Annotated in this window: 13 protein-coding genes; 3 read left to right on the top strand and 10 right to left on the bottom strand. The window is 63.8% G+C overall.

Translation table 11 applies throughout. The features are described from left to right. Positions 1 to 3: 3 nt before the first annotated feature. From CR105_RS07935 to CR105_RS07920, 4 genes are read right to left on the bottom strand one after another with little or no spacing between them, the layout of a single operon-like run. The gene (locus tag CR105_RS07935; RefSeq protein ID WP_099787874.1) at positions 4 to 489 is read right to left on the bottom strand and encodes a MaoC family dehydratase; all 486 of its coding nucleotides are present in this window, start codon (positions 487 to 489) and stop codon (positions 4 to 6) included. Positions 490 to 498: 9 nt separating this feature from the next. Then, positions 499 to 2,175, bottom strand: a complete 1,677-nt coding sequence (locus tag CR105_RS07930) for an acyl-CoA synthetase (RefSeq protein ID WP_218968674.1) — start codon at positions 2,173 to 2,175, stop codon at positions 499 to 501. A gap of 23 nt (positions 2,176 to 2,198) precedes the next feature. Then, on the bottom strand, positions 2,199 to 3,875 hold the full coding sequence (locus CR105_RS07925) for a cation acetate symporter (protein ID WP_099787872.1): 1,677 nt from the start codon (positions 3,873 to 3,875) through the stop codon (positions 2,199 to 2,201). Further along, positions 3,872 to 4,237 (bottom strand): DUF485 domain-containing protein, encoded by a 366-nt coding sequence (locus CR105_RS07920; protein ID WP_229413725.1) that lies wholly within the window; start codon positions 4,235 to 4,237, stop codon positions 3,872 to 3,874. The genes CR105_RS07925 and CR105_RS07920 overlap by 4 nt, the downstream gene beginning before the upstream one ends. A gap of 174 nt (positions 4,238 to 4,411) precedes the next feature. Between CR105_RS07920 and CR105_RS07915 the strand changes: the two genes are divergently transcribed. After that, positions 4,412 to 6,433: a PAS-domain containing protein gene (locus CR105_RS07915; protein ID WP_099787871.1), complete on the top strand. Its 2,022-nt coding sequence runs from the start codon at positions 4,412 to 4,414 to the stop codon at positions 6,431 to 6,433. Then, positions 6,430 to 7,179 (top strand): response regulator transcription factor, encoded by a 750-nt coding sequence (locus CR105_RS07910; protein WP_099787870.1) that lies wholly within the window; start codon positions 6,430 to 6,432, stop codon positions 7,177 to 7,179. Before CR105_RS07915 ends, CR105_RS07910 begins: the two co-directional genes overlap by 4 nt. Positions 7,180 to 7,244: 65 nt before the next feature. Here the strand turns inward: CR105_RS07910 and CR105_RS07905 are convergent, their stop codons facing one another. The 6 genes from CR105_RS07905 to CR105_RS07875 all read right to left on the bottom strand — a co-directional run bounded on the left by CR105_RS07905 (position 7,245) and on the right by CR105_RS07875 (position 14,568). Beyond that, positions 7,245 to 8,408, bottom strand: coding sequence for a cystathionine beta-lyase (locus tag CR105_RS07905; RefSeq protein WP_099787869.1), 1,164 nt, complete (start codon positions 8,406 to 8,408; stop codon positions 7,245 to 7,247). 2 nt (positions 8,409 to 8,410) lie between these two features. Further along, positions 8,411 to 9,820, bottom strand: coding sequence for a 30S ribosomal protein S12 methylthiotransferase RimO (gene rimO / locus CR105_RS07900; protein WP_229413723.1), 1,410 nt, complete (start codon positions 9,818 to 9,820; stop codon positions 8,411 to 8,413). Positions 9,821 to 9,938: 118 nt separating this feature from the next. Next, positions 9,939 to 10,490: a polyhydroxyalkanoate synthesis repressor PhaR gene (gene phaR / locus CR105_RS07895; protein WP_099787868.1), complete on the bottom strand. Its 552-nt coding sequence runs from the start codon at positions 10,488 to 10,490 to the stop codon at positions 9,939 to 9,941. A 186-nt stretch (positions 10,491 to 10,676) separates the two neighbouring features. Beyond that, positions 10,677 to 12,416 carry a class I poly(R)-hydroxyalkanoic acid synthase gene (gene phaC, locus CR105_RS07890; RefSeq protein WP_099787867.1) on the bottom strand — a complete coding sequence of 580 codons (1,740 nt, stop codon included), beginning with the start codon at positions 12,414 to 12,416 and terminating at the stop codon, positions 10,677 to 10,679. Between the two features lie 323 nt (positions 12,417 to 12,739). Continuing rightward, on the bottom strand, positions 12,740 to 13,531 hold the full coding sequence (gene pgeF / locus CR105_RS07880) for a peptidoglycan editing factor PgeF (protein WP_099787865.1): 792 nt from the start codon (positions 13,529 to 13,531) through the stop codon (positions 12,740 to 12,742). After that, on the bottom strand, positions 13,516 to 14,568 hold the full coding sequence (locus tag CR105_RS07875) for an RluA family pseudouridine synthase (protein WP_229413718.1): 1,053 nt from the start codon (positions 14,566 to 14,568) through the stop codon (positions 13,516 to 13,518). Before CR105_RS07875 ends, pgeF begins: the two co-directional genes overlap by 16 nt. Before the next feature lie 58 nt (positions 14,569 to 14,626). On the opposite strand from CR105_RS07875, the gene CR105_RS07870 reads away from it, so the two are divergent. Then, positions 14,627 to 15,436 (top strand): outer membrane protein assembly factor BamD, encoded by an 810-nt coding sequence (locus CR105_RS07870; protein ID WP_099787863.1) that lies wholly within the window; start codon positions 14,627 to 14,629, stop codon positions 15,434 to 15,436. Positions 15,437 to 15,455 lie beyond the last annotated feature (19 nt).

Raw genomic sequence — 15,455 nt, 5'->3', positions numbered from 1 at the left:
AAATCAGGCGGATTTGGCCGCAATTCTGATCCTGTCGAGCTCCGCCTGCACCGCAGCGGCCGGCTGGCGCGAGCCGACCTTGACCAGCGCCTCGCCGTCAATCACGGCGTGTCCTTTCACGGTGCAGGTAGTCTGCAGCACGACGCGTTTTCGATCAGTGAAAATTTCCTTGACCGTGACCGTGGCATGCACGGTGTCGCCCGGCCGCACCGGGGCGCGAAAGATCAGGCTCTGGCTCATGTACACCGCGCCAGGCCCGGGCAGCTTGTTGGCCACCGCCGCTGAAATCACGCTGGCCGTCAGCATGCCGTGCGCGATGCGTCCGCCAAATTGCGTAACCTGCGCATATTCCTCGTTGATGTGGAGCGCATTGTTGTCGCCCGAAACACCGGCGAACAAGACGATGTCGGCCTCGGTGATGGTCTTCGAAAACGTCGCGTTCATGCCGACCGTAAAGTCCTCGATGTCGTACCCGCCCAGAATATTCATGTGTTTCTCCTATGCCGATTTCAGGTCCGAGACAGGCGCCGCTTGCTCGTTGAGCAAATCGCGCAGCAAGAATTTCTGCAGTTTTCCGGTGGCCGTCTTCGGGATGCTGCAAAACACCACCTCCTTGGGCACCTTGAAATGGGCCAGGTGCTCGCGGCAGAAAGCGCGGATTTCCGCTTCCGAGGTCGCCGCGCCCGGCCTGATCTGGACGAACGCCACCGGCACTTCGCCCCATTTCGGGTCGGGCTTGGCCACCACTGCTACCACTTCGACGGCCGGATGCCGGTACAGCACCTCCTCGACCTCGATCGACGACACGTTTTCGCCGCCTGAGATGATCACGTCCTTCGAACGGTCCTTGATGCGCACATAACCGTCCGCATCGACCACGGCGAGGTCGCCGGTGTGAAACCAGCCGCCGGCAAACGCTTCCGCGGTGGCGACCGGGTTCTTCAGGTAGCCCTTCATCGTGACGTTGCCGCGAAACATGATCTCGCCCATCGTGTCGCCGTCCCACGGCACCGCCGCGAGCGTGTGCGGATCGCGCACCGACATCGTTTCCTGCATCGGGCTGGCCACGCCCTGGCGCGCGTTCAGGCGGGCCCGTTCGTCGAGCGGCAGCGCGGCCCAGGCGTCATGCCTGGCGCACACCGCGGCCGGGCCGTAGGTTTCGGTCAGGCCATACACATGGGTGATGTCGAAGCCGAGACGCTCCATCCCTTCGATGGTCGAGGCCGGCGGCGCCGCGCCGGCGATGAAGCCGCTGACGGTGTGCCCGATCGCCGTGCCGGCCACCGGCGCTGCATCGATCAGCATGTTGTAGACAATCGGCGCGGCGCACATGTGCGTTACGCGATGGGCGCGGATCGCCTCAAAGACGAGGCCGGCGTCGACCCGCCGCAGGCAGACGTTGGTGCCGGCGTTGGCCGCCATGGTCCACGGAAAGCACCAGCCGTTGCAGTGGAACATTGGCAAGGTCCACAGGTAGACCGCGTGTTGCGGCATGCCCCAGGAAACAATGTTCGACACGGCATTCAGGTAAGCGCCGCGATGGTGGTACACCACGCCTTTCGGATTGCCGGTGGTGCCGGAGGTGTAGTTCAGCGTGATCGCGTCCCACTCGTCGACCGGCAATTGCCATGCGAATTCCGGGTCGCCTTCGAGCAGCAGCTCTTCGTACCCGAGCTGGCCGAGCCTTTCGCCGCCTTCATACAGGGCGTCGTCGATGTCGATCACCAGCGGCGGGTGCTCCAGCAATGCCAGCGCGCGCGCAATGGTGGCACTGAACTCACGGTCGGTCAGCAGCACGCGCGCTTCGCTGTGCGCCAGCTGGAACGCGATCGCCTCGGCATCGAGCCGGATGTTGAGCGTGTTGAGCACCGCGCCGATCATCGGCACGCCAAAGCAGGCTTCGTACGTCGCCGGAATGTTCGGCGCCATCACCGCCACGGTGTCGCCGGCCTGGATGCCGCGTCGCTGCAGCGCGCTGGCGAGCCGCCGGCAGCGGCGGTAGGTGTCGGCCCAGCTGATGCGCCGCTCGCCGTGGATCAGGGCGATCCGCGCCGGATACACGGCCGCCGCCTTGGCCAAGAAGCTGAGCGGGGAGAGCGCCGCGTAGTTAGCCTGGTTCTTTTCCATGCCGGCGCCGTAGGGGCTGGCAAATCTTGTCGCAATGGTCGTTGACATGATCGATGTCCTCAGTGGGGCGTTCAGTGCGCCGATGCGGTCGCCGCACCCAGCCCGGTCTGGGCGCGGATGTACTGGTTTTCGTAGGCGGCAATTTCGCTGGCGGCACGCGCGCTCTTGTCGGTGACCGACCCGAGCCAGGTGACCACGAAGGCCGCGGTCATCGAGATGATGGCCGGATGGTCGTAGGGAAAGATGGCGCTCGCATGCCCCATCACCTTGACCCAAACCGCCGGCGACAGGATCACCAGGCCCACCGAGGAGACCAGGCCGGCGATGCCGCCCCACAGCGCGCCGCGGGTGGTCAGGCCTTTCCAGTACATCGACAGGATCAGGATCGGGAAGTTGACCGATGCGGCCACGCCGAAAGTGAGCGCCACCAGGAAGGCGACGTTCTGGTCCTTGAACAGGATGCCGAGCACGATGGCCACCAGGCCGATGGCGACGGTGGCGTACTTGGTCACGCGCATTTCCTGCTCGCCGGTGGCGGTGCCCTTCTTGATGACGCGGGCATACAGGTCGTGCGAGATGGCCGAGGCGCCGGCCAGCGCCAGGCCCGACACCACGGCCAGGATGGTGGCAAAGGCGACCGCGGACATAAAGCCGAGGAAGACGTCGCCGCCCACTGCCTTGGCCAGGTGCATCACCGGCATGTTGCCGCCGCCGATCAGTTTGCCGCCGATCACGCCGTTCTCGAAGAACTGCGGGTCGTTGCCGACGATGACGATGGCCGACACGCCCAGCACTATCACGATGAGGAAGAAGAAACCGATGAAGCCGGTGGCGTAGAACACCGACTTGCGTGCTTCCTTGGCGTTCGGCACAGTAAAGAAGCGCATCATGATGTGCGGCAGGCCGGCGGTGCCGAACAACAGCGCCAGCGACAGCGAGACGGCCGAGACCGGGTCTGCCATCAGCGAACCGGGGCCCATGATCTTCAGGCCGCTCTTGTGCACCGCCACCGCCTGGGTGAACATGGTTTCGAACGAGAAGTCGAACTTGCTGAAGGCGAGCAGCATCATCACCGTGCCGCCGCCGAGCAGCAGGCCGGCCTTGATGATCTGCACCCAGGTGGTCGCGACCATGCCGCCGAAGGTGACGTAGACGATCATCAGGATGCCGACGCACACCACGGCGTAGTTGTAGTCCAGCCCGAACAGCAGCTGGATCAGCTGGCCGGCGCCGACCATCTGCACGATCAGGTAGAAGCACACCACCGTCAGCGAGCCGAACGCGGCGAAGGTGCGGATGCGGTTCTGGTCCAGCCGGTACGAGGCGATGTCGGCGAAGGTGAACTTGCCGAGGTTGCGCAGCCGTTCGGCGATCAGGAACAGGATCACCGGCCAGCCGACAAAAAAGCAGATGGTGTAGATGAAGCCGTCGAAGCCCTTGGCGAACACCAGGCTGCTCAAGCCGAGCAGGGTCGCCGCCGACATGTAGTCGCCGGCAATCGCCATGCCGTTCTGGAAGCCGGTGATGCCGCCGCCGGCGGTGTAGAAATCGGCCGTCGACTTGGTGCGCGTCGAGGCCCAGTAGGTGATGCCAAGGGTCGAGAGCACGAACACCATGAACATGGCGATGGCGCTGAGGTTGACAGGCTGCTTGGTCACGGCGTCGAGCGCGCCCGGCGCGGCGTAGGCGGCAACCGCCGCGCCCATCAGGCAACAGGCCAGGATTGCGGTCAGTGAGGAACGTTTCATTGGGCGGCCTCGGCAAGAATTTCCTGGTTCAGCTGGTCGAATTCGCCATTGGCGCGGCGGATGTATACCGCCGTCGTCAGCCAGGCGCCGATGATGATCAGCGCGCCGATTGGCCAGCCGATCGTGATGATGCTGCCTTCGCTAATCGGCTGCGCGAGCAGGGCCGGCTTGAAGGCGGTGACCATCATGAAGGCGTAATACGGCACCAGCACGATCAGCGACAGCAGTATCGCCAGCCGGGTGCGCTTGGCGACAAGTTCGGCGAACTTCGGGTTCTGGCGGATGCGGGCCTGAACAGTGAGTGGCGGTTTCGCTCCCGCGCGGACGGGTAACACGGTGGCTTGCTTGGCGTTAGATGGCACGACGATCTCCTCGTTGATGGATGGATGACAGGTCTTGTTTGCCCAGCGCGGGCGGGGTTGACCAACTCTTGTAATGACTATTTTTATCAAGTATGGTAAAAAATACTTGCACAAGTATTGCCAAAATGTGACGAATGATTGCAGGCGGTGATCGCAACTTTGCAGGGTTTCAGTATGGAAATAAATGAGCGTCCGCGGGCCGACCTGGAGCGTTTCACGATGCTGCAGGCGGGGCTCGATCTGCTCGACCAGGGGATGACCGTATTCGACGCCGACCTGCGCCTGGTGGCGTGGAACGCGCCGTTCTTGCGCCTGCTCGGATTTCCCGCCGAACTGGCCTTCGTCGGCGCCACCTTCGAAAGCTTTATCCGCCACAACGCCAAGATGGGCGAATACGGGCCGGGAGACGCCGACAGCCAGGTGCGCGCGCGCGTCGCCACCGCCGCCGGCTTCGCGCCGCACACGACCGAACGGGTGCGCCCGAACGGCCAGGTGCTGCGCCTGCGCGGCGAACCGCTGCCCGACAAGGGCTTCATCACGCTGTACACCGACATCACGGCGCAGCGCCGTATCGAAGCGCTGATCCAGCAACAGAACGCCCAGCTTGAAAACCGGGTGCTGCTGCGCACCGCCGAGCTGCAGAACGCCAATACCAGGCTGTCGCTGGCCAATGACGAGAACGAGCGCATCGCCGCCGCGCTGCAGCGCAGCGAGTCGCGGCTGCGCCTGATCAACGACAACATGCCGTTCCTGATCGGCTACGTCGACAAGGACAAGCACTATCAGTATGCGAACAAGGGCTATTCGGACTGGTTCGGCGTGCCGATCGATGCCGTCGTCGGCAGCTACCTGCCCGATCTGATCGGCGCCGAGCTGTATGCCCAGTTGAAGGGGTATATCGAGCAGGCGCTGGCCGGCAAGCAGCTGACGTACGAGTACCAGATGCAGCGCGATGGCCAGACGGTGTATGCCCGCAGCACCCTGGTGCCGGAGATCTCGCCGGACAACGAGACCCTGGGATTTTTCACCTTCTCGCAAAACATGACCGAGCAAAAGCAGATGCAGGCGGCACTGGTGCAGGCGCAAAAGATGGAGTCACTCGGGCAGCTGACCGGCGGTCTTGCCCACGATTTCAATAACCTGCTGACCGTCATCATCGGGACCTTGGTCGGGTTGCAAGAACATCCCCTCCATGCTGCCGAGCTCAACAAGTTCGTCGCGCCGGCGCTGCAATCGGCGCGCCGCGGCGCTCAGCTGATCAAACGCCTGCTCACATTTTCGCGCCAACATCCGCTGGAACCGGCGGCGGTGGACGTGGCGCAGATGATCGGCGACATGGGCACGCTGATTCGCCGTTCTCTGCCGGACGCGATCACGGTCTCGACCGATTTCCCCGTGGTCGCGATTGAATGCATGGTCGATCCGGCACAGTTCGAAAGCGCGCTGCTCAATTTCATCATGAACGCGCGCGACGCCATGCCGCAAGGCGGACGCCTGCATATTTCCGCCCGCGCGGTCGACCTGAGCGCCGAGGCCTGCGCCTTCGCCGTGCCGCCTGGCGCTTACGCGATGATCGAAGTGGCCGACAGCGGCTGCGGAATGGATGCAGCTACCCTGGCGCGCGCATATGAACCGTTTTTCACCACCAAGCGTTTCGGCCGCGGCAGCGGGCTCGGTTTGTCGATGGCGTACGGCCTCGTGAAGCAGTCTGGTGGCGGCATTCTGCTGCAAAGCCAGCCCGGGCAAGGCACCACTGTGCGGCTGGTACTGCCCTTGACCCATGGCGATGCCAAAGCGCCCTGCCCTCCGAGCGACACGGCGCTACTCCACGCGCGCGAACTGGTGTTGCTGGTGGAAGACGAGCCCGACGTGCGGCGCGTCGTGCGCCAGCAGTTGACAGACCTGGGCCATCCGGTGATCGAGGCCGAGAATGGTGTCCAGGCACTGCAGATGGTCACCCAGGTCGCAGCGATCGCGATCGTGCTTTGTGATGTGGTCATGCCCGGTGACATCAGCGGCGCTCAACTGGCCAGGCAGGTCACGGCCAGCCACCCGCAGATGCGCATTCTACTGATGAGCGGATACAACGATGATGCGGCCGAGGCAGGGCCAGGCGATCCGCCGTTGCTCACCAAGCCGTTTACGCGGCAAGATCTCGCCCGAGCGCTGCTGCTTACCGGCAAAGGAACCCTTTGAAATCGAACAATGAACCGGCAGCGCAGGAGCTCGTCGCCATCGTCGAAGATGATCCCGATGTCGCGCGCGTGATCGAACAGGTGCTGAGTGACTTTGCATTTCGCACAGCCTGGTGCCGCAATGCTGCCGATTTTCTGGACCGGCTGCCATCGCTCGCCCCGGACCTGTGCATCATCGACCTCGGCCTGCCCGACATGGATGGCCTCGAACTGATGCAGCGGGTGCGCACCCAGTCGCCATGCGGCATTCTCATTTTGACCGGAAGAGCCTATCTGAGCGACCGCGTCATGGGACTGGAACTGGGCGCGGATGACTACGTGCTCAAGCCGTTCGAGCCAAGGGAGCTGGTGGCGCGGGTGCGCAGCATCCTGCGCCGCCATGAAGCCGCGCCGGCCGCCAGCGTTTCGGTGCAGCGGCAGGTGGCCGCGTTCGGCGGCTGGCGGTTCAATCTTGCCAACAACACGCTGTGCGCACCGAATGGCGAGAGCAGTCAGCTTAGTACGTCGGAAGCGAACTTGCTGAAGATGTTCGTCAACAACCCGAACCGCATCCTGCAGCGCGAACAGTTGCTGGGCACGCGAGACCTGACATCCACCGACCGCAGTATCGACGTCAGCATCTCGCGCCTGCGCCGAAAGCTGGACCCTGAAGCCGGCAACCATCCATTCATCAAGACGGTGTACGGCGCCGGCTACCTGTTCCTGGCGACGGTCACCTGGCCGGCAAGCGTTGCTGTCTCAACGTAGCGCATCGTCGTGCCTGGAGGCGGTACGGTGCGTTCTGAAGTCGCTGCAGTGTTGAGTGTAGTGGCTCAGAGGGCGCAGAGCGCTTGCTCGATATCGGCGATCAGGTCGGCGGTGTCTTCGAGGCCGATGTTGAAGCGCACCAGCACCCCGCCATCGCTCCAGCCGCTGCGCATTGCCTGGATCCGGTACGGCATCACCAGGCTGTTGGCGCCGCCCCAGCTGTAACCGAGTCCGAACAGTTCGAGCTGGTCGACGAAGCGGTCGGTCTGCGCTTCGGTGTACTTGGCGTCGAACACCACCGAGAACAAGCCGCCGGCGCCGCTGAAGTCACGCTGCCAGATGTCGTGGCCAGGGCAGTCAGCGAACGCCGGGTGCAGCACCCTGGCGATTTCCGGGCGCGCCTTCAGCCAGGTTGCCACTTGACGCGCGCTGGCGTCGTGCGCTTCGAAGCGCAGCTTCATGCTCGGCAGGCCGCGCATGACCAGGTAGGCGTCGTCGGGACTGACGCCCATCCCCAGCCGCATGTGGGCCAGCGCCAGCCGATCGTTCAATGCACGGTCGCGCGTGATCAGCGCGCCCATCAACACGTCCGAGCCGCCCGACTGGTACTTCGTCAGCGCCTGCATGATGATGTCGACGCCAAGGTCGAAGCCGCGCAGCGCGAGGCCGGCCGACCAGGTGTTGTCGAGTGCGACCAGCACGCCCTTGTCGTGCGCCGCCTTGCAGATCGCCGGCAGGTCCGGCACCTCCATCGACACCGAGCCGGGCGCCTCGGTCCAGATCAGCTTCGTGTTCGGCTGGATCTCGGCGCCGATGCCGGCGCCGATCAGCGGATCGTAATAGCGCGCGGTGATGCCGAAGTCGCGCGTGAGCCAGGTGCCCAGCTCGCGGTTCGGGTTGTAGACGTTGTCCGGCAGGAGCACGTCGTCGCCGGTTTTGAGCAGCGCGAAGTCGGCCATGGCGATCGCCGCCAGGCCGCTCGGCGCCAGCAGGCAGAAGCTGCCGCCTTCGATTTCGGCCAGCCGCGCTTCCAGCGTGAACGTGGTCGGCGTGCCGTGCAGGCCGTAGGTATAGGCGTTCTTCTCTTTCCACTCGCCCGAACGCATGGCCGCGACGTCCTTGAACAGCACCGTCGAGGCGTGGTGGATCGCGGTCGGGTATGCGCTGAAGCCTTCGGGAGCGGCGTAGTCGCTGTGGATCAGCGTCGTTTGCGCGGACTTCTTCGCCATGGTCAAGCCACCGAGGCCCACAGGTCGTGGGCGTCGGCGGAGGTGACGACGACATCGGCGAATTCACCGACCACCAGCTTCTTGCCCGGCATGAGCGAACGCTTGATGTGGACCACGCCGTCGATTTCAGGCGCATCGGCCGACGAGCGGCCAACCGCTTCGCGGGCGTTGACTTCGTCGATCAGCACGCGTACGGTCTTGCCGACCTTGGCCTGCAGGCGCTTGGCGGAGATCTCTTCCTGCAGCAGCATGACGCGGGCACGGCGCTCTTCGCGCACGGCTTCCGGCACCGGGTTGTCGAGCAGGTTGGCGGTGGCGCCTTCGACGGGCGAATAGGCGAAGCAGCCAAGGCGATCGATCTGCGCTTCCTTCAGGAAGTCGAGCAGGTACTCGAATTCGGCCTCGGTCTCGCCGGGGAAGCCGGCGATGAAGGTCGAGCGGATCGTCAGGTCCGGGTTCATCGCGCGCCAGGCCTGGATGCGGTCTAGGTTTTTCTCGCCGCTGGCCGGGCGCTTCATGCGCTTCAAGACATCCGGGTGGGCGTGCTGCATCGGGATGTCGAGGTAAGGCAGCACATGGCCGCCGCTCATCATCGGGATCACCTGGTCGACGTGCGGGTACGGATAGACGTAGTGCAGGCGCACCCAGGCGCCATACTGCGCGGCGAGCTGGCCGAGCGCTTCGACCAGCTGCGTCATGTGGGTCTTGACCGGGCGGCCGTTCCAGAAGCCGGAGCGGAACTTGACGTCGACGCCGTAGGCGCTGGTGTCCTGCGAGATGACGAGCAGCTCCTTGACGCCGGCCTTGAACAGGTTCTCCGCTTCGATCATCAGGTCGCCGATCGGGCGCGACACCAGGTCGCCGCGCATCGACGGGATGATGCAGAAGCTGCAGCGGTGGTTGCAGCCTTCGGAGATTTTCAGGTAGGCGTAGTGCTTCGGGGTCAGCTTGACGCCTTGCGACGGCACCAGGTCGAAGAACGGCTCGTGCGGTTTCGGCAGGTGCAGGTGGACCGAGTCCATCACTTCGGCCAGCGCGTGCGGGCCGGTCACTGCCAGCACCTTCGGGTGCACCTTCATGATGATGTCGTCGCCGGCCGCGTCCTTCTTGGCGCCGAGGCAGCCAGTGACGATGACCCTGCCGTTTTCCGCCAGCGCTTCGCCGATGGCGTCGAGCGACTCCTGCACCGCGGCGTCGATGAAGCCGCAGGTGTTGACGATGACGAGGTCGGCGCCCTCGTACGACTTGGCCGTTTCATACCCTTCAGCGCGCAGCTGGGTGAGGATCTGTTCGGAGTCGACCAGCGCTTTCGGGCAGCCGAGCGAGACGAAGCCGACCTTGGGAGCGGCGATCGGCGCGGTAAGGAGGGAGTTGGGTGCGGCGACGACAGGAATACGGCGAAGTTCGGACATGGTATGGGGAGGGACGCAGGCAGACGAATCTGCCATTGTACCGCGCCCAGGGGCTGGAAGGCAAAACGGGGTCAGACCTGGGTCTGATCGCGCCTTGCCACCCGGGTAGAGCTGCGGCTTATTTCTTTTCGACGGGCGGGAATGGGAAGGCGCCGAAGATGCTCTTGCTTTGCGCTTGCATCTGCTCCTGCATCTGCACGAACAGGTTCTTGCTCTGGTCGACGTAGTTGTTCATCATGCCTTGCATCATCGGGCCCTGGACGTTCATGAACTGGGTCCACATTTCAGGGCTGAACGGCTTGCCCTCGAAGCCGCCGGCCTGGCCGGTGGTAAACTTGGCCTGGATGTCGGTGAACGCCTGGACGTTTTTCTCGAGATAGGAGCCCATCATGCCCTGCATCGCGTGGCCGTAGTAACGGATGATTTGCGACAGCACCACGCTGGAGAACATCGGCGCGCCATTGGCCTCTTCTTCGAGGATGATCTGCAGCAGGATGCTGCGCGTAAGGTCCTCGCTCGACTTGGCGTCGACCACGGTGAACTCGTCCGCATCGAGTACCAATTGCTTTACGTCCGTCAGCGTGATGTACGAGCTGGTCTGCGTATCGTACAGCCGACGGTTAGGGTATTTCTTGATCAGGCGTTCGGTACTTTTTTTCGCACTACTCATCTCGAGTTCCACTTATTGCGCCGCAGCGCTTGCTTTGAAAAAGCGGACGTCACCCGCTCCTGGCAGCCTGCTTCATCCATCGCAGGTTCGTATATTCGATCAAAATACCATGTTGCGCGCGCAGATGCAGCATTTATTGCAGCGCAACTAGTGGTAAATACATGGCAACTAGAATTGCCATTCACATCACGCCTCTTCAGCCCTGACCTTGACGTAGCGGCCGGGCGCCGCTTCGATCGGCGCGAATTGCTTGCTGCCAAGTTTGCCAGGCGCCTTGACATCCTTGCCGCCGTGCTCGGCCAGGAAGCCAGCCCAGGCCGACCACCAGCTGCCCTTGAGCTCGCTGGCCGAGGCCAGCCAGGCGTCCGGATCGGCTGCAGGCCCCTTGCCGTTCGGCTTGGCGTTGGCGATCCAGTGGCTGCGCTTGCCTTTGGCGTGCGGGTTGATCACGCCGGCGATGTGGCCGGACGCGCCCAGCACAAAGCGATTGTTCTTCGGCTTGCGGGGATTGAGCAAGCCCATCGACTTGAACGCGGCCGTCCACGGCACGATGTGGTCGTCGCGCGAGCCATAGATGAAGGTCGGCGCGTCGATCGCGCCAAGGTCGAGCGGCACGCCGGCAGTGGTGACCTTGCCCGGCACGCGCAGGTTGTTTTCGAGATACATCTGGCGCAGGTAAAACGTGAACATCGGCCCCGGCAAGTTGGTGCTGTCGGCGTTCCAGTACAGCAGGTCGAATGCCGCCGGGTTCTTGCCCTTGAGGTAGTTCGACTGCACGTAATTCCACACCAGGTCGTTAGGCCGCAACGATGAAAACGTCGTCGCCAGGTCCTTGCCCGGCAGCAGGCCGCCGTTGGCCAGGTTCTTCTCGTGCTTGGCAACCTGGTTCAGGTCGATGAAAACGTCGAGCACGCCAGTGTCTTCGTAGTCGAGCAAGGTGGTCAGCAGGGTCAGGCTGGCGGCCGGCTGCTCGCCGCGCGCGGCCAGCACCGCCAGCGCCGAGCTCGCGATAGTACCGCCGACGCAGAATCCGAAGACGCTGACCTTGTTGCTGCCGGAAATGGCGCGCGATACATTGATCGCCTCGATGGCGCCCTTCTCGACGTAGTCGTCCCAGGTGACGGCTTCCATTTCCTTGCCGGGATTGCGCCAGGATACGAGGAATACCGTATTGCCCTGCTCCACCGCGTAGCGCACCACCGAGTTTTCCGGCTGCAGGTCGAGGATGTAGAACTTGTTGATACAAGGCGGAATCATCACCAGCGGCACCGCATGCACGGTGGCCGTCGACGGCGCGTACTGGATCAACTGGAACAGTTCGTTCTCGAACACGACCTGGCCGGGCGTGGTGGCGACGTTGCGGCCGACCTCGAAAGCGGACTCGTCGGACTGCGAGATGCGGCCCTTCTGCAAATCGGCCAGCATGTTGGTCAGGCCCTTGGTCAGGCTTTCGCCCTTCGTTTCGATCAGGTGCTGCTGCGCTTCCGGATTGGTGGCCAGGAAGTTGGCCGGCGACATGGCGTCGACCAGCTGCTGCACGGCGAAGCGGATCTTCTGCTTGTCGCGCGGCGTCGCCTCGACCGCTTCGGCCATCTCCAGCAGGAAACGCGAGTTCAGCAGGTAGGACGCGGCGCTGTAGGCCGACAAGGGATTGGACTGCCACTCGGGCGCGGCAAAGCGGCGGTCTTGCAGCTCCGGCGTTTTCATCATGGCCATGTCCTGCCATAATGCAGCGGCCTTTTGCAGGTAGTCGGTCTTGATGGCGTCGAGCGCGGACGGGCTGATGTGGGCGCCGACGTCTTTCAGGATGCCGGCCAGCGGATTGATATCCGGCTCGGGCAGCTTCATCCAGGATTGCCAGGTGGCGGGATCGGCAAACTGGCTCATCCAGTTGCTGGTCATGGCTTGCGGATCGGGCTTATTCATGGGTTCGTCCAATGTTTACAATGTCGGTTTCTACCGAAGGAAATGTATGTGGATTGTCGCCGTTGCTTGGATCTACGTGGTCGGTCTGATGGCTCTGACCGAAACGTCTGTGGTCGCCGGAATTATGACCTTTTTGTTCTACTGCGTGTTGCCATTATCTATACTGTACTACCTCTCGGGGTCGAAAGGCAGACGGTTGCGAAATGAAGCGGCCATGCGCGAGCGCATGCGCCAGATAGCGGCGGCCGACGCTGAGGGGTCTGACCCCGGCGCAGAGCCGCCGACGCCACCAGGGCCAGAGCCCAGGTGAAAGCCGGGCCCGGTCACACTGGTTTGAGCCACACCATGCTGGCGAGCCGGCCGGTGACGCCGTCGCGCCGGTAGGAATAGAACAGGTCGCGCGCGGTCGCGGTGCAGTAGTTGGCACCCCATACGCGCGTCACGCCATCGCGCGCCAGCAGCATGCGCGCCAGCGCGTTCATGTCGGCCAGGTACTTGCCCGGACGGCCGTCGAACGGACGAAACGATGCCCTCACCTGCGCCGCTTCAGCATCGCCTTGTGCGGCGGACAGGAAACTGTCGAGCACATCGGCGCCCACCTCAAACTGCGACGGCCCGATCGCCGGTCCCAGCCAGGCAGTCATTTCGCCGGCGCCGGCGGCGCGCATCGCGGCCACCGTTTCACCGAGCACGCCGCCGGCCAGCCCGCGCCAGCCGGCATGCGCGGCGCCGACCACCGTGCCGGCCAGGTCGGCAAACAGCACCGGCAGGCAATCGGCGGTCATCACCGCACAGACGACGCCAGGCGCGGTGGCAATGCTGGCGTCGCCAACGCGCACCGGCTGGCCCGGCTGCACGCTGGCAGCGTCGACCACGGCGACGCCGTGCACTTGTGAAATCCACGCAGGCGGGCCGGGCAGTTCGGCCGCCACCGCAGCGCGGTTGCGCTGCACCGTGGCCGGGTCGTCGCCGACGTGCATGCCCAGATTGAGGCCGCCGCCGCCGGCGCCGTCGTCATACGGGCCGCGGCTGTTGCCGCCCTGGCGGGTGGTGGCCAGCGCGCCGACATTGGCCGGCGCGTCGGGCCACTCCGGGCGGATCAGTCCGGTGTCCATGTCACCAGGTCGGGCTCGGGGATGCCGGCCTTTTCGATCAGTTCGGCAAAATCGTCGGCCAGCGGCACGATCCATTCGCAGTCCTCGCCGGTGGCCGGATGGACCAGGCCGAGGCGGCGCGCCTGCAGCGCCTGGCGCGGGAACACCGGCACCAGGTGCTGCTTGCCGTACACGGAGTCGCCGACCAGCGCGAAGCCGAGGTGCTGCATGTGCACGCGGATCTGGTGGGTGCGGCCCGTTTCGAGCTGGCACTGCACCAGGCTGACCGGGCGGCGGTCGAGCAGGCCGCTGCCGATCAGCTGGAAATGCGTGATGGCCGGCTTGGCCGAGAAACTGCTCGACACCGCCATCTTGACGCGGTCCTTCGGGTGGCGCCCCATCGGCGCGTCGATGGTGCCGCTGATGCGCGGCGTGCCCCACACGAGTGCGAAATATTCGCGCTTGACGCTGCGCGCGGCGAGCTGGCGCACCAGGTCGGTCTGCGCGGCCAGCGTCTTGCCGACCACCATCAGGCCGCTGGTATCCTTGTCGAGGCGGTGGACGATGCCCGCGCGCGGCACGCCGGCCAGCTGCGGCGCGTGAAACAGCAAGCCATTGAGCAAGGTGCCCGACCAGTTGCCGGCGCCAGGATGGACCACCAGGCCGGCCGGCTTGTTGATGACGAGGATGTGTTCGTCTTCGTAGACGATGTTGAGGGCAATTTCTTCCGGCGTGTAGGCGGCGTCTTCCGGCGCGCTCTGCGGTGTGATGACTACCGTTTCGTCGCCATACGCGGTATCCTTGCCGCGCGCCGGCTTGCCGTCGACGATCACGTGGCCGGCGTCGAACCACAGTTGCAGGCGGCTGCGCGAGAATTGCGGCACCAGGCCGGCGATGACCTTATCGAGGCGCTGGCCGCACGCTTCCGGGGTCAGTTCGAGGGTAATTGGCGACAGGTCGATGCCTGGCTCGAGGGACGCGAAGTCGGCGTCGATCTCGTCTTCAAAATCAGGGTCTAAAGGTAAATCCGCCGAATTCGGCGTTGGAGTTAATATCACAGCAGTCCCATCGGCTATAATCAGCCTTTCGTTGAATCTCGGTCTCTTGCAAAAAGTCATGCAAAAAAAATTATCTCTGTTTGTTGCTTCGTTCGCACTGCTTGGTTTGTCAGCTTGCGGCTTACTGCCGGAAAAAATCGACGAGACCAAAAATTGGTCGGTAACGAAATTATACGCTGAGGCGCGTGAGGAAATGAACGGCGGCCACTACGAGGCTGCCATCAAGCTGTTCGAGCGGCTCGAGTCGAGCTATCCGTTCGGCACCTACGCCACCCAGGCGCAGATGGAAATTGCGTACGCCCATTACAAGGCGCAGGACCAGGCACAGGCGCTGGCGGCGGTCGAGCGCTTCATCAAGCTGCACCCGAACCATCCGGCCGCCGATTATATGTACTACCTGCGCGGCCTGATCACGTTCAACGACCAGATCGGCTTCGTCTCGGCGATCTATTCGCAGGATCCGACCGAGCGCGATCCAAAGGCGACGCGTGAATCGTTTGCCGCGTTCAAGGCGCTGGTCGACAAGTTCCCGAACAGCAAATACGCGCCGGACGCGATCGCGCGCATGAGCTACCTGGTCAATGCGATGGCGCAGTACGAAGTGCACGTGGCCAATTACTACTTCCGCCGCGGCGCCTATCTGGCCGCGCTGAACCGGGCACAGGGCGCGGTGACCGAATTTACCGACGCGCCGGCGCGCGAGGAAGCACTGTTCCTGATGGTGCGCGCATATGACAAGCTCGACATGCCGGAACTGCGCGACGATGCGCGCCGCGTGTTCCTGAAGAACTACCCGAACAGCCGCTTCCTCAACCCGAATGCGAAGCACCAGGCGTGGTGGAATTTCTGGGCGAAGAAGGCCGATTAAGCAAGCCGAAATAGACGTC

This window comes from Massilia eurypsychrophila, assembly GCF_002760655.1.
GTDB lineage: Bacteria > Pseudomonadota > Gammaproteobacteria > Burkholderiales > Burkholderiaceae_D > JAFCUW01.
This window is presented reverse-complemented; position numbering and strand designations above follow the sequence as displayed.

Excerpts from the sequence above, each read along its gene's own strand:
- CR105_RS07935 (WP_099787874.1), bottom strand. The coding sequence starts at position 489 with ATGAATATTCTGGGCGGGTACGACATCGAGGACTTTACGGTCGGCATG.
- CR105_RS07930 (WP_218968674.1), bottom strand. The coding sequence starts at position 2,175 with ATGTCAACGACCATTGCGACAAGATTTGCCAGCCCCTACGGCGCCGGC.
- pgeF (WP_099787865.1), bottom strand. The coding sequence starts at position 13,531 with ATGGACACCGGACTGATCCGCCCGGAGTGGCCCGACGCGCCGGCCAAT.
- phaC (WP_099787867.1), bottom strand. The coding sequence starts at position 12,416 with ATGAATAAGCCCGATCCGCAAGCCATGACCAGCAACTGGATGAGCCAG.
- CR105_RS07870 (WP_099787863.1), top strand. The coding sequence starts at position 14,627 with ATGCAAAAAAAATTATCTCTGTTTGTTGCTTCGTTCGCACTGCTTGGT.
- rimO (WP_229413723.1), bottom strand. The coding sequence starts at position 9,820 with ATGTCCGAACTTCGCCGTATTCCTGTCGTCGCCGCACCCAACTCCCTC.
- CR105_RS07905 (WP_099787869.1), bottom strand. The coding sequence starts at position 8,408 with ATGGCGAAGAAGTCCGCGCAAACGACGCTGATCCACAGCGACTACGCC.
- CR105_RS07925 (WP_099787872.1), bottom strand. The coding sequence starts at position 3,875 with ATGAAACGTTCCTCACTGACCGCAATCCTGGCCTGTTGCCTGATGGGC.
- phaR (WP_099787868.1), bottom strand. The coding sequence starts at position 10,490 with ATGAGTAGTGCGAAAAAAAGTACCGAACGCCTGATCAAGAAATACCCT.
- CR105_RS07915 (WP_099787871.1), top strand. The coding sequence starts at position 4,412 with ATGGAAATAAATGAGCGTCCGCGGGCCGACCTGGAGCGTTTCACGATG.